We start from the raw sequence: 14,312 nt of genomic DNA, 5'->3' as shown, positions 1-14,312 counted from the left end.
GCGAGGCGCTTGGCAAGACGGTAGGCAAGCTCAGCCCGGTGGCCCGAACAGGGCCGGCTGGCCATGCGCCTCGCGCCAGACATCCAGCGCCGCACGGTGCAGCTGGCTGTGACGCCATGCCAGCGCCTCGATATCGCGGTCATAGCCGCCACCGATCACGCAGGCCACGGCGGCGCCCGCCGCGCGACAGCGCTGGATGACATGCCGCTCGCGGTGGTAGAGGCCGCTGTCGCTCAACTCGAGATGGCCGAGCCTGTCCGCGGCATGCGGGTCGACACCGGCATCGAAGATCACCAGCTCCGGGCGTACCCGCGCCAGCACCTCCTCAAGCGTACGCTCCAGCACCGCCAGATAGTCCGCGTCGCCCATGCCCCTGGGCAAGGGCACGTCCAGATCACTTTGCTGCTTGCGCGCCGGGAAGTTGCTCTCGGCATGCAGTGACAGCGTGAAGACCCGCGGCTCGTCGGCGAAGATCAACGCCGTGCCATCGCCCTGATGCACATCGAGATCGACGATCAGCGCGCGCTTCACGCCGTCCTCCAGCGCCTGATGCGCCGCCACGCCGATGTCGTTGAGCAGACAATAGCCGCTGGCGGCCTCCGGGTGGGCGTGATGGGTGCCGCCCGCGGTATTGCAGGCCAGCCCGCGTTTGAGCGCTTCGCGTACGGTGGTCATGGTGCCGCCCACGGCCAGCACGCTGCGCTCGCGCAGTGCCTCGCTCCACACGAAACCGCTGCGCCGCTGGGCCTGCGCGCTCAGGCTGCCAGTGAGAAATTCATGCACATAGCGGCGGGTATGCACGCTGAGCAGGTCATCCTCCTCGGCGGGTTCGGGCGTCACCCAGTCGACGGCCGAGGCGCAGTCGGCCAGCTGGCGGTCGAGCAGACGCTTGAGCACGCTGAACTTGTCCATCGGGAAGGGATGCTTCTCGGGCAGCGCGATCCGATAGCCGGGATGGTGAATCAGCGCCAGCGGCGGGCAGTGGGCATCAGCGACGGGGCACAAAGTGCACCTCCTGCCCGTCGGTGGTCAGCTGGCGGATGGCGGTGGGGCGGCCATCGCTGTCCAGGTCGACCAGCCCGATGCCGCAGGCGTTCAGCAGGCGTTCGCCCTGACTGGCCGCGTCGTGACGGCGCGGCGTGACACGCATGTTGCGCCGGCGTGTCAGCAGATTGAGCGGCGAGCGCGGGGCGTACAGCCAGCGATTGAGACGGTCGAGCACATCCAGCAGGCCGACCGGGAAGCGATTGCGGATGCCGCTGCTGGTGATCTGCCAGATGCTCGGGCTCGAGCGGCGATGCTTGAGGCGCACATCGTAGGCGAAGGAGTAGTGCACATCGCCGGACAGGATCACGAAGTTCTGTGGCGTGCGCGAGTGGCGGAAGATGTTGAGCATCACGCTGGCCGCGCCGCGATGCGCCATCCAGTTCTCGGCATCGACCATCAACGGCTTGCCCGCCAGCGTGAACAGCTTCTGGATGCTCTCGATCAGCTTGACGCCGAACATCGGCGCCGGGGACACCAGCACCACGGCCGGATGGCCGACCAGGCGTTGCTGAAGCTCGCTCAGCGCCTCCCAGTCCATCAGCCCCGAGGGATGCGAGAGCTTGCGCTCGCTGCGCCAGCGGCGGGTGCGCGTATCGGCCACGATCAGCGGCGGCGTGGTGTCGAGCTGATAATCCCAGCTCTCGCAGCGATGCAGGTGGGCGATCAACGCCTCCTGACGCTCGACATCGAAATGGCCGTCTGCGGCCGTGTCAGTGCCAGTCAGGGCATGAGTGAACAGCGCCCGTGTCTCCTCCAGCAGCTCCGCCAGTGGCTCCGGCCCGTTGCCGGCGGCCTGACACAGCAGATAGCCGGTCAGCGCATTGCCGATGATGCGGCGCGAGAAGGGGTGGCCATAGGCGGCTTCCTCCCAGGCGGCGCTGAGGTTCCAGTCATCGGTGACATCGTGGTCATCGAAGATCATCAGGCTGGGCACATTGGCCAGCAGGCGACGTACCTGACCGAGTCCGCCACAGAAGCGCCGCAGATGGCGGGCTTCGGTGGCATGGCGCTCGCGGGTGGCGTCGTCATGGCCCTCGAGCGCCGAGGGATCTTCCAGCGTGATGCCCAGCGCCTCCCACGGCACGTCAGACCACACCAGCAGGTACATGGCGATGACTTCCGACAGGCCGATCAGGTGGTTGTCGGCACCGGTGGAGGTGAAGATGGGCTTGCGCTTGGCACCGAAGAAGCTGGCGGCCACGCCTTCGTTGGCCGGCATGTCCGGCAGCAGCTGCGGGCGGTGGTAGAGGTGCGAGGGGTGCTGGCGCAGCTCGCGAGTGTCGGAGACCTCGGCCTCCATCAGCGTCTCCTCCGGCAACCCCAGCCCCGCGATCAGCTGATCGATCGCGCCCAGCATCGGCCCCGCGACATCGTCGGCGTAGATCTGATCGCCGGTGAACAGCATCACCTCCGGCCACTCGGCGACGCTCTCACGTCGCTCGCTCAACCAGCGATCCAGCGCCACCAGTCCATCGCCGCCCGGGCCCTTGGGCGGCGGCGTCTCAAGGCGATCGGTCGACGCAGCGTCTTCTGCACTCTGCTGCGCCTGCTGCTCGTCGTCACTCAAGCCGTGATGCGGCTTGCGGCAACTGCCATGCGCGACACGCGTCAGGCGCGACGGCAGTCGAAAGCGCGGCAGGCTTTCACCGGGGTAGCAGATCTGTGGCGCCCAGTCGGCGATGCCCTGCCATGCGGGCGTGTCTGTCGATGCTGCTGACGCTTCCGTTGCCGATGACGCTGCCGTTGTCGCAGACGGCTCCGCCAGGCCCAGCTCGTAGGCGATGGCGCAGTCGGCAGGCAAGGGCGTGTCGGGATGCGCTTCGATCAACAGCAGCCAGGCGTGCTCCCCCAGCGGCATCGCCAGATGCTCCGTCAGCCGACAGCTTGATGTCGTCGGCAGGCCATCCTCACCTCGCGTGGGAGGCGTCGCGTCCTGCTCCGGCAGCAGCCACACTCGTGCCTGCTGTGGGCGAGAGGTCACCAGCCACAGCATCACGCCCGCGGCGGTGACACGGCGCAATATCGGGCCTGCCAGCACGCGGGGCAGGGCAGCAGTCGGTGTGGGAGAGCCGTTGGCAGGCAGCGAAGCGGACGAAGTGGCAGACATGAAGCAGGCTCGATGGCAGGTGGAGACGGATAGCGGTCAGCTGACTATCATCAGCTGACGCTTAACAGGCGATAGCGGAACAGGCGACGAACGCCAGCCATGGGCGCAGGCGTGGGCCTGGGCGTGTGAGTGGCTCCGTGCGTTGAGTGTGACAACTCGTCGTGGCGCGAGGTTCGCAGGCTCGCAAAGCATGCGCGAGCTAGCGTAAAGTTGGGCCCTTGAATGCACATGGCGTTCGCACAATAGCATGGGAAACCGGCATGAATGATCCATCGGCGAAGCGCCTCGTGAGTCCGCTGTCCAGGCCAGTCAACCGCGGGCACGGCTCGCGCAGCTCCATCTGGCGCAAGATCGCGCTGGCCGCAAGTGTGACAGCGAGCCTGGCCGCGACCTTGGCAACAAGCCTGTCAGCGAGCCTCTTCAGCCCTGCGGCCCTGGCCGCCGAGGCGCCGCTGGCGACAGGCGAGCGCCACGTGCTGGCGGCCAATGACTGCCTGCCTGCACCCAGCGGGCCGGTGGTGTTGACGGTCGAGGGCGCTGTCAGCTGTGGCAATGCCGGTTCCCTGCAGGCACCGCGGGCGCGTTTCGATCTGGCGATGCTCGAAGCCATGCCGTCGCGCGTGGTGGCCACCCACACCCCCTGGACCCAGGGACGTGTCAGTTTCTCCGGCCCGCTGCTGCGCGAGCTGGTGGCGCGGGTGTCTGAAGATGCCAGGGGGCTCAAGGTGCGGGCCCTGAATGACTTCGTGGCCGAGATTCCCCTCAGCGACATCGAGGACTTCGATGTCCTGCTGGCCACGCGACGTGACGGCGAGCGCATGCCGGTTCGTGACCTCGGGCCCTTGTTCGTGCTGTATCCCTTCGATGCTCATCCGGAATTGCTCAATGAGCAGGTACGCTTTCGCAGTGTCTGGCAGGTCACCGGGCTGACGCTGGAGTGAGCGAGGGCTGGCGCCTGACCCCTCAGGCGCAAGATGACATGGAATCATGCAGTGAATCAGTCGCCGGATGAAAGATCCCCGCTTTCAGGCACCGCTGCTGATCAGTCCCTTGCTGATCAGGGCATTGCCGCGTCGGGTGTGACCGGAAGCGGCAATTCCCCCGCGCGCTGGCCGCTGTGGCTGGGCATGGCGATCAGCATCCTGTGTCTGCTGGCCTCCATCGGCATCGGTGGCACCATCCTGCACAACCAGGTCAGCCTGGAAGACCGCACCCGCGACGACGCCGTCTGGTCGATCTACAAGCTGGATCGCGAGGCGGTCAGCCTTTCCTCATCGATAGCGCGCTATCGCGTCGCCGGGCCAGCCGATCGTGCCAGCATCTGGAATGAGGTGCTGCAGAATTACGAGCTGCTCTACAGCCGCACTTATATCTTCCGGCGGGGGGATTTCCAGCGCCATCTGATGACCCTGCCGGCCGTGCCGCTGCTGGCCGATGAGTTGATGAGCCAGATCGAGTATCTCGATCTGCGGCTGGAAAAGTGGCGGCATGGCCCGGTGTTCGAGGGCACGGGCCCGGTGCAGGGCGCCCAGGCTGACGACGCTTCCGCAGACATTGACGCTGCACAGCGCTCCCAGGTACTGGGGCCCGAGGGTCGCGAGGCTGCGGAGTTTCAGCAGCTGAGCGATGCGCTGGCCGATACCACCCAGACGCTGTTGTTGCGGGTACGTGCACGTCTGGCCGAGGAGCTGGCCCACGAGCGTCAGAGCCGCGACAGCCTGGTGCAGCTGATGTTGCTGTTGCTGGCGCTGATGCTGCTGGCCACCTTGATGGTCTGCCGTCAGGTCTGGCTGCAGGCCCGCGGACGTGAACAGGCCCGCCTGCAGATGCTGGCGATGTCGTCGGCCCTCAAGCACGAGGCGGCGCGGGCCGAACAGGCCAGTCGCGCCAAGTCCGAGTTTCTGGCCACCATGAGCCACGAGATTCGTACTCCGCTCAATGGCGTGATCGGCATGAGCGAGCTGTTGCTGGCCGAACCGCTGCAGAGCAGTGCGCATCGCTATGCCAGCAGTCTGCGCGACAGCGGCGAAGTGCTGATGGGGCTGGTGGATGATGTCCTCGACTTCTCCAAGATCGAGGCCGGCAAGCTCAGCGTCGAGCGACGTCCCTTCGAACTGCACACGGCCATCGATGGCGTGATCGACCTGCTGCTGCCGCAGATGGACAGCACGCGCATCGTCTTCGATGACCGCCGTTCCGCCCAGCTGCCCGAGCAGGTCATGGGCGATTCGGTGCGTCTGCGTCAGGTGCTGCTCAATCTGCTCTCCAATGCCTTCAAGTTCACCGAGCAGGGGCGTGTCTGTCTGCTGGTCGAGGCATTGCCGGCGGGGCGCGTGCGCTTCGAGGTCGATGACACCGGCATCGGGGTCAGTGAAGAACAGGCCGCCCAGCTGTTCGAGCCCTTTACCCAGGGTGATGCCTCCACTGCGCGTCGCTTCGGCGGTACCGGACTCGGGCTTTCGATCTCGCGGCGGCTGGTCGAATTGATGGGCGGGCGACTGGGCCTCAAGCAACGCCCGGGCAAGGGTGCCTGCTTCTGGTTCGAGCTGCCGCTGCCACGCGCCGCGGCGCTCAAGCGACCAGCCTTCACCTCCGCGCCTCTGCCGCTCAGCCGTGGTGAGCATGTCCTGGTGGTCGACGACAATCACATCAATCGCGAAGTCGCCCACTCCATGCTCAGTGGCCTGGGCTACACGGTGACGACGGTCGACAGTGGCGAGGCGGCGCTGGCGTGGTATGCGCGCCAGCGCGATACGGTGCTGGTGCTGCTCGACCTGCGCATGCCGGGACTGGATGGCTTTGCGGTGGCGCGGCGTTGGCGCGCCATGGAGCACAGTGACAGGCGTGCGCCGAGCCTTATCGTCGCGATGACGGCCAATGTGGCGGCGGGGGAGCGTGCGCGCTGTCTCTCGGCGGGCATGAACGACTTCCTGTCCAAGCCGATCCGGCGTCAGCAGCTCGCCAGCATGCTGGCGCGCTGGCAGTCGGGCAGCCAGGACCTCGGCGAATGGCGCGTCAATGCCCTCGCTAGCACCCAGCCCTTCGACCCGATCAACTATTCCCCTACCACCGAGCGACCGCCCCGCTTCGAGGCACCGCCGGAAACCGGTGAGGCACTCGCGCGTGCGGCGTCACTGGTGGCATCACTCGATTCCCCCGCTGCGCGGCGTCGCATGATCCATGAGGCTCAGGCGCGTGCCACTGAGGCCGAGGCTGAAGCTGAAGCAGACAAGGTCAGTGAGCCGTCGGCGACTGGCCCAATCGAGCGGCGTGAGCCTGAGGGCAAAGGCGAGAGCGAAGGCGAGGGCGAACGGGAAAAAGGGGGACACACGAGCATGAACACTAGGGAGTCGTGGACATCTGGCGGCTCAGCGGCGGAGCTTGCGCAGGCCGCGACGCCTGCGCTGCGGGATGAACTGGATGCCGACAGCATCGCGGCCCTCGAGGCGGCCTTCGAGGAGCAGCTAGAGCAGCAGTCCCAGCGCCTGTCACGGGCGGTGGATCATATGGATCTGAAGCAGTTGCAGCATGAAGCCCATCTGCTCAAGGGCAGCGCCGCCACCCTGGATCATGACCTGCTGCGTGACGCCGCCCTGCAGCTGGAGCTGCTGCTGGCATCCGACACGCCGCGCACCCGCATCGAGGCCGCGGTGGCGGCGCTGCTGGCCGAGATTCGTGATCACCGCATCGCCCACGATGCCGGTCAAGCCTGGCGCTAGTGATGGTGGGCGCCAGCAAAGCCGCCCTCGGTCAGGCACATCACCTCAGACATCACCTCAGACATCAGCTCAGTGCTGGCGGCGGCGCAGTTCGCGTTCCACCAGCGTCACGCCGGGCGTGGTCTGGCCCTGAATGCCCTGCAGCGCCAGCGTCAGCGTCGCATCGGCGATCTGCTGGTGACGCTGGGGCAGTGAATGGATCGGCAGCGGCAGGAAGTCGAGCAGGCGGTCGTCGCCGAAGCTGGCCATCGCCTTGGGCGGATTGGCCGGCGGCCCCTCGGCGAACAGCACATCGAGCACGCCATCCATCAGGGTGTAGGAGGCGGTGACGATGGCGTCCGGCAGCGGTGAATGGCGGAGATGCTCGGTCAGCGCCGCCGCGCCGGCCTCGCGCTCGTAACGCGCGGCATGCAGGGTGGTGGCCTCAAGCTCGCTGCTGCCGGTGCGCTGCTGATAGTGCGTCAGCGCCGCCTGCATGCCGCTGGCGCGCGCCCGCGTGATATCGATCTCCGGCAAGGCATCCAGCCACAGCAGTCGCTGTGGCGCGTGTTCGAGCACGGCTTCGGTCAGCTGGCGGGCGGCATCTTCGTTGTTGCTGACCACGCTGGCGAAGTGGCGCGTATCCAGCGCGCGATCGACACCGATGACCGGGAAGCCATCCAGCGCCAGTTCGCGGTAGAAGGGGTCATCGGGGGACAGGCAGCTGGCGGTGATCAGCGCATCGACCCGCCGCGCCTTGAGCATGCGCGCCAGCTCGCGCTCGGTTTCCGGCTCATCGTCGGAGCAGACGATGAACAGCTGATAGTCGCGCTCACGTGCCCCGCGCTCCAGCAACTTGGCCAGGCGGGCATAACTGGCGTTCTCCAGGTCCGGCAGCATGAAGCCCAGCGTGCGGCTTTCGCCACGCCGCAGCGCGGCTGCCTGGGCATCGATCCGATAGTGATGACGTTGTACCACCGCCATGACGCGCTCGACCGTCTGGGGGCTGATACGTCGTGCCTGTGCCTGCCCATTGACCACATAACTGGCGGTGGTGCGTGAAACGCCTGCAAGACGCGCGATTTCTGCCAGGGTCATGCCACTGTCCTTGCTGGAAAGGGGGAACGGGATCTGCGTGCTCCATGTGCGAGGAATGATGCGCACTTGTGGGCTCGGGTGCAAATCCTCTCTGCGCCGGGCACGCCTCGCTCGACGCCTCTCGAGCCCGCGCCACAGGCGGCTCTACGCCCAATGTCTAGTCACCAGAAGCACGTTTTCGGTTTGTGTTCGCTTGATCGGGCGCAAGAAAACGGCCAGCATGAGCCCTATTGAGGTGACACGATTCAGCATGCTCGTCATCACGCCATGACGCCGCTACCCTGTCGGAACTCGCCAAGTGACGTGTCGCGGCAGCTGAAAGACACGCTTGCAGCGCACCGCCAACATCCAGGCTCCTCACCAGAAGGGAGCCTCAAGGAGCCAGCCATGCTCAGTCTTGATCGCGAGGACATCCTTCTCGCCGCCCATGCCAGCGACTGGCGCGATGCCTTGCAACAGGCCGCCGATGCCCTGGTCGCCGGTGGACGCGCCACGCCCGACTACCGTGAGGGCCTGCTGGCGCGCGAAGCCCAGTCTTCCACCTACCTGGGGCAGGGGATCGCGATTCCCCACGGCACGCCGGACAGCCGCGAGGCCGTGCTGGCCACCGGGGTGCGTGTCCTGCAGTTTCCGCAGGGCGTGGAGTGGCACGACGGCAATCGCGTCTTCCTGCTGGTGACCATCGCGGCACAGTCCGATGAGCATCTCGATATCCTGCGCGCGCTGACGCGTGTGCTCGATCGCGACGGTGTCAGTGAGCGCCTGGCCTCGGCGACCACCGCCGAGGAAGTGCTGAGCGAGCTGGGCCGCGAGGTGGTGCCGCCGCGCCTGGATGCCGAGACGCTGCTGTGCGGCTTCCCCGCGCGCGATCGTGACGAGCTGGTGCTGGCGGGGGCCGCGCGCCTGCGTCAGGCCGGCTGTGTCAGCGATGGTTTCATCTCGGCCATGCTCGCCGCCCAGCCGGTGGCGCTGGGGCAGGGCGTGTGGCTGGCGCAGTCGCAGCAGGATGTCACCCGCTCGGCGCTGGCCATCGTCACGCCGGAGAAGGCACTGGAGACGCGCCACGGACGCATCACGGCGCTGGCCTGCCTGGCAGTCGATGCCCAGCAGGGCCAGCATCAGCCGTTGCTGGAGCGCCTGCTGACGCTGTTGGAAGAGGGCGCGGGCGAAAGCCTGCCGGGCCTGTCGGCCAGCGCCCTGCTGGCGCGGCTGTCGGGGGAGTCCGCCACGGCGCAGCTGGCTCAGGTCGTGTTGCTCAACGCCCACGGCCTGCATGCGCGTCCGGCCAAGCAGCTGGTACAGGCGGCGCGCGAAGCCGGCGAGCAGCATGGCGTCATTCCGGCGCTGCGGCTGGAAGGCGATGACAGCGGTGTGGTCAGTGCCGCCAGCCTGACCAAGGTATTGGGGCTGGGCGCACGCCGCGGCCAGACGCTGATCTTCAGCGCCTCCGGCGATGACTCGGCGGCCAATCAGGCGGCGCTGAGCATGATGGTGAGCGCGGTGCAGGCCGGTCTCGGCGAGGCGGTGGAGCCGCTGGCCGATTGGCGCGCCGACGCCGCCACGCCGCTGGAGGCCAGCGAGCAGCAAGCCACCGGCGACACCCGGCAGGCTGCTCCCGCCGCCGACAGCGTGGTACCCGCAGTGGCCGCCTCGCCGGGCATGGCCATCGCGCCGTGCTGGGTGATGCGCCTGCCGCGCTTCGTCTACGAGACGCGCAGCGATGCCGGCGCCGATCGTGAGGCCGAGCGCCTGGTGGCCAGTATCCAGACCGCGCGCGAGCAGTTGCTGGCGCTGGTCAATCGCGCCGAAGGCGCCGAGATGGCCGAGATTCTCTCGATGCACGAGGAGATGCTCGGCGATCCGGAGCTGTTTGCCGCGGCGCGCGAAAGCCTCGATGAAGGCCACAGCGCCGAAGCGGCGTGGTGGTCGGCCATCGACAGTGCCGCCAGTGCCCAGGAGAACCTCGCCGATCGCCTGCTGGCCGAACGCGCCGCCGACCTGCGCGATGTCGGTCGGCGGGTGCTCGGCGTGCTGACCGATACGCCGCTACCCAGCGCCCCCGAGACACCGCATGTGCTGGTGACCGAGGACATCGGCCCGTCGGATGTGGCGCGCCTGGATACCACTCGCGTGCGGGGGCTGGTCACGGCGTTGGGCGGGGCGACCTCGCACAGCGCGATTCTGGCGCGCTCGCTGGGCATTCCGGCGGTGGTCGGGGCTGGCCCGAGCGTGCTGGCGATCGCCGATGGCAGCGAGCTGATCGTCGATGGTGAACGAGGCCGCGTCAGTGTGATGCCTTCGGCCAGTCGCCGCGCGCGTGCCGAAGAGGCGATCGCCGGGCATGAGCAGCGCCAGGCCGCCGCCTGGGAGTCGCGCATGGCACCCGCCACGACCCTGGATGGCCATCATGTCGAGGTGGTCGCCAATCTGGGCAACACCGCCCATGCCGGTGACGCCGTCGAGCGCGGTGCCGAGGGTGTCGGCCTGCTGCGTACCGAATTCGTGTTCATGGCGCACCCGCAGGCGCCGGATCTCGCCACCCAGACCGCCCAGTACGGTGAGGCGCTGGATGCGCTCGAGGGGCGGCCGCTGGTGGCACGCACGCTGGATGTCGGCGGCGACAAGCCGCTGCCGTACTGGCCGCTGCCGCGTGAGGACAACCCCTTCCTCGGCCTGCGCGGCATTCGCCTCGCCCTGACGCGCCCGGAAGTGCTCGAGACCCAGGTGCGGGCGCTGCTGACGGCCGCCGGGGCGCGGCCGATTCGCCTGATGTTCCCGATGGTCAAGGACCTGGCCGAACTGCGTGGCGCGCGTGCCATCGTCGATCGTGTCCGTGCCGAGCTGGACGCCGCCTACGTGGCCGAACATGGCCAGCCGCCGGTGCGCGACGTGCAGGTCGGCGTGATGATCGAGATCCCCTCGGCGGCGCTGACTGCTGCCAGCATCGCGCCGGAAGTCGACTTCTTCTCGGTGGGCACCAATGACCTGACCCAGTACACCCTGGCGATCGACCGCGGCCATGCGACGCTCTCGGCGCAGGCCGATGGCCTGCATCCGGCGGTATTGCGCCTGATCGAGATGACCGTCAGTGCCGCCCACGCCCACGGTGCCTGGGTCGGCGTCTGCGGTGAGCTGGCCAGTGATGACCAGGCCGTCGGCGTGCTGGTCGGGCTGGGCGTGGATGAGCTGTCGGTGTCCAGCCGCCAGATTCCGCTGGTCAAGGCGCGGGTGCGCGAGCTGGACCTGGCCACGGCGCGTGAGCAGGCGCGGGTCGCGTTGGCCCAGCCGACCTCGGAAGACGTGCGCAGTGCTCTGGAAGCGCTGCTCGAGCAGGGCGAGCCTTCGGTTGCCGAGGTCACCTCAGGCGCTGCGGTCAGTCATGCGGACAGTAATGGAAACAGCCCGCGGGAGTCAGTGTGATGAGTGACAACACGACGCGTCAGGCCGCCGACTGCCCGGTATTGTGCGTGACGCTCAACCCGGCGCTGGACATGACCATCGGCCTCGACAGTCTGGTGCCGGGCAAGGTCAACCGGGCGCGCAGCCACCATCTCGAGGCGGCGGGCAAGGGCATCAACGTCGCCCGTGTGCTGGCGACACTGGGCCATCCGGTGACGCTGAGCGGCTTTCTGGGCGCCGACAACCAGGCCGATTTCGAGGCCGCCTTCGCCGAGTGGGGGCTGAGTGACGCCTTCGAGCGCGTCGCGGGCGCGACCCGCATCAACGTCAAGCTCGGGGAGGCCAGTGGCCGTGTCACCGATATCAACGGCGCGGGCATGCAGGTCGATGAGGCTGCCTTCACGCGGCTTGAGGTGCGCATCGATGACTGGATCGATCGTCAGCAGGCCGAGGGCGGCCCGGAGCGCTGTGCCGTCGTCATCGCCGGCAGCCTGCCGCCGGGCGTCAGCAGCGAGCAGCTGGCGAGCCTGGTGCAGCGGGTGCGTGCCCGCCACATTGCCTGCTGGCTGGATACCAGCGGCACGGCACTCGAAGCCGGTCTGGCGGTGCCGCCCAGCGGCGTGAAGCCCAACGAACAGGAACTGGCGCTGTGGGCGGGCGAGCCGCTGGAGAGCGACGCCGCCCGTCAGCGTGCGCTGGCGAGTCTGGTCGAGCACGGCATCGAGCAGGCGCTGATCTCTGCCGGCCCGGAAGGCGTGCTGTGGGCAAGCCCCGGCGCCGAGACACTGCGGGCACGCCCGCCGCGCATGCGAGTGGTCAGTACCGTGTGTGCCGGTGATACCCTGCTGGCCGCCATGCTGCATGGGGTGCTCTGCCATCCGACACCCACGGCGGCCATGCGTGAACAAATTCTGCGTCATGCCACGGCGCTTTCCGCCGAGGCCGTGACCCACCCGGGGCCGGGCAATCCCGCCGCCCCGGAGCTTGAAACCCTCCAACAACACACCAGCATCGAGACATTGGCCAGTGCCGAGGTCGCGACAGCCGGAGAGCCACGCCCATGAATGTCATCATCGTTACCGCCTGCCCGAGCGGCATGGCGACCAGCTTCCTGGCGGCGCGCCGTCTGGAGCAGGCCGCCCGTCGTCGCGACTGGGAGCCCCTCATCGACATGCGCTCGCAATTCGAGCGTGAACTCGTGTTGAGCGATGCCCAGCTCGCCGCCGCCGAACTGGTGATCGTCGCGGCGTCGCCGATGACCAGCGCCGGACTCGAGCGTTTCGTCGGCAAGCGCGTGCATGTCGCGCCCATCGAGGAGGCGCTGCCGGACCCCGCCGCCTTCCTGGCCAATGCCGAGGCCCGTGCCCGTGTGCTGGAAGCCAAGGACATCGCCGACGTGGCTGCGACTGTCAGCACGACGGCCAGCGGCGCAGCAAGCGCAGCTGGTGGAGACGTGGCGCACAAGCCGTCCATCGTCGCGGTCACCGCCTGCCCGACCGGCGTGGCGCATACCTTCATGGCCGCCGAGGCCTTGAGCGAGGCGGGGCGAGCGCTGGGCTACCCGACGCGGGTCGAGACCCAGGGCTCGGTGGGCGCGCAGGATGCGCTGACCGAGCAGGAGATCGCCGCGGCCGAGGTGGTGATTCTGGCCTGTGATATCGAGGTCGACCCGACGCGCTTCGCCGGCAAGCGGGTCTGGCGGACTTCCACCGGCACCGCGCTAAAGAAGCCGCGCGATACCATCGAGCAGGCGCTGGAAGGCGCCGAGGTGGAATCCGCCACCGCCGCGGGCGGTCAGGGCAGCCAGCAGAAGGGCGAGAAGCGCGGCCCCTACAAGCACCTGCTGACCGGCGTGTCCTTCATGCTGCCGATGGTGGTGGCGGGCGGCCTGATGATCGCGCTGTCCTTCGTGTTCGGCATCAAGGCCTTCGAGGAAGAAGGCACCCTGGCGGCGGCGCTGATGCAGATCGGCGGTGGCTCGGCCTTCAAGCTGATGATTCCGGTGCTGGCGGGCTATATCGCCTACTCCATCGCCGACCGCCCGGGCATCACGCCGGGCATGATCGGTGGCTGGCTGGCCGCCACCCTGGACGCCGGCTTCCTCGGCGGCATCATCGCCGGCTTCCTGGCGGGCTACAGCGCGCTGGGGCTGAGCCGTTTCGTCAAGCTGCCGCAGTCGATCGAATCGCTCAAGCCGATCCTGATCATCCCGCTGGTGGCGAGCATGGTCACCGGTCTGGTGATGATCTACGTGGTCGGCACGCCGGTGGCGGGGCTGATGGCGACGCTGACCGAATTCCTCGAATCGATGGGCTCGGCCAATGCCGTGCTGCTGGGCATTCTGCTCGGCGCGATGATGTGCTTCGACCTCGGTGGCCCGGTCAACAAGGCCGCCTATGCCTTCGGTGTCGGCCTGCTGGCAAGCGAGACCTATGCGCCGATGGCGGCCATCATGGCGGCTGGCATGGTGCCGGCGCTGGGCATGGGGCTGGCCAGCTTCATCGCGCGCACCAAGTTCGCCGAGCCGGAGCGTGAGGCGGGCAAGGCCAGCTTCATTCTCGGCCTGTGCTTCATCTCCGAGGGTGCGATTCCGTTCGCCGCCAAGGACCCGCTGCGCGTGATTCCGGCCTGCATGGTCGGCGGTGCCGTCACCGGCGCACTGTCGATGCTGATAGGCGCCAAGCTTCTGGCGCCGCACGGCGGGCTGTTCGTGCTGCTGATTCCCAACGCCATCAACGTGCCACTGATGTACCTGGGCGCCATCGTCGCCGGCACCCTGGTGACGGGTATCGGCTATGCGCTGATCAAGAAGGGCGCACAGCAGGTCGAGACCGCTGCCGCGACCTGAGCCGCTGGCAGGCAGGTAAAGACGCAAACGCACAAGGCAAGACGCAAAAAGCCCCCGCCGGTTTCCCGGCGGGGGCTTTTGCATTGCAGGCCGAGCGCAGGCGCTCAGCGACGGC

The 14,312-nt window shown here is 67.9% G+C and carries 8 protein-coding genes; 5 read left to right on the top strand and 3 right to left on the bottom strand.

Going from position 1 to position 14,312, the window contains the following annotated elements; translation table 11 throughout:
• Nucleotides 1-30 precede the first annotated feature (30 nt).
• Together HA399_RS14120 and HA399_RS14115 are read right to left on the bottom strand one after the other, a co-directional pair.
• Nucleotides 31-1,005, bottom strand: a complete 975-nt coding sequence (locus tag HA399_RS14120) for a histone deacetylase (protein ID WP_404325326.1) — start codon at nt 1,003-1,005, stop codon at nt 31-33.
• Entirely contained in the window at nt 989-3,154 is a 2,166-nt protein-coding gene (locus tag HA399_RS14115; protein ID WP_404325325.1) for an alkaline phosphatase D family protein, read from the bottom strand. The genes HA399_RS14120 and HA399_RS14115 overlap by 17 nt, the downstream gene beginning before the upstream one ends.
• Nucleotides 3,155-3,414: 260 nt before the next feature.
• Between HA399_RS14115 and HA399_RS14110 the strand changes: the two genes are divergently transcribed.
• Both HA399_RS14110 and HA399_RS14105 read left to right on the top strand, forming a co-directional pair.
• Nucleotides 3,415-4,095, top strand: a complete 681-nt coding sequence (locus HA399_RS14110) for an oxidoreductase (RefSeq protein ID WP_240548627.1) — start codon at nt 3,415-3,417, stop codon at nt 4,093-4,095.
• Between the two features lie 51 nt (nt 4,096-4,146).
• Nucleotides 4,147-6,873 (top strand): ATP-binding protein, encoded by a 2,727-nt coding sequence (locus HA399_RS14105; protein WP_404325324.1) that lies wholly within the window; start codon nt 4,147-4,149, stop codon nt 6,871-6,873.
• Between the two features lie 69 nt (nt 6,874-6,942).
• On the opposite strand, the gene cra is transcribed toward HA399_RS14105, so the two are convergent.
• Entirely contained in the window at nt 6,943-7,950 is a 1,008-nt protein-coding gene (gene cra, locus HA399_RS14100; protein ID WP_248380891.1) for a catabolite repressor/activator, read from the bottom strand.
• Between the two features lie 387 nt (nt 7,951-8,337).
• On the opposite strand from cra, the gene ptsP reads away from it, so the two are divergent.
• From ptsP to HA399_RS14085, 3 genes are read left to right on the top strand one after another with little or no spacing between them, the layout of a single operon-like run.
• Nucleotides 8,338-11,370: a phosphoenolpyruvate--protein phosphotransferase gene (gene ptsP / locus HA399_RS14095; protein WP_404325323.1), complete on the top strand. Its 3,033-nt coding sequence runs from the start codon at nt 8,338-8,340 to the stop codon at nt 11,368-11,370.
• Entirely contained in the window at nt 11,370-12,413 is a 1,044-nt protein-coding gene (locus tag HA399_RS14090) for a 1-phosphofructokinase family hexose kinase (RefSeq protein ID WP_404325322.1), read from the top strand. Before ptsP ends, HA399_RS14090 begins: the two co-directional genes overlap by 1 nt.
• Nucleotides 12,410-14,197, top strand: coding sequence for a PTS fructose-like transporter subunit IIB (locus HA399_RS14085; protein WP_404325321.1), 1,788 nt, complete (start codon nt 12,410-12,412; stop codon nt 14,195-14,197). The genes HA399_RS14090 and HA399_RS14085 overlap by 4 nt, the downstream gene beginning before the upstream one ends.
• Nucleotides 14,198-14,312 lie beyond the last annotated feature (115 nt).

This window comes from Cobetia sp. UIB-001 (assembly GCF_044789135.1).
GTDB lineage: Bacteria > Pseudomonadota > Gammaproteobacteria > Pseudomonadales > Halomonadaceae > Cobetia > Cobetia amphilecti.
Note: the sequence above shows the minus strand (reverse complement) of the source record. Positions and strands in the feature narration are given on the sequence as shown.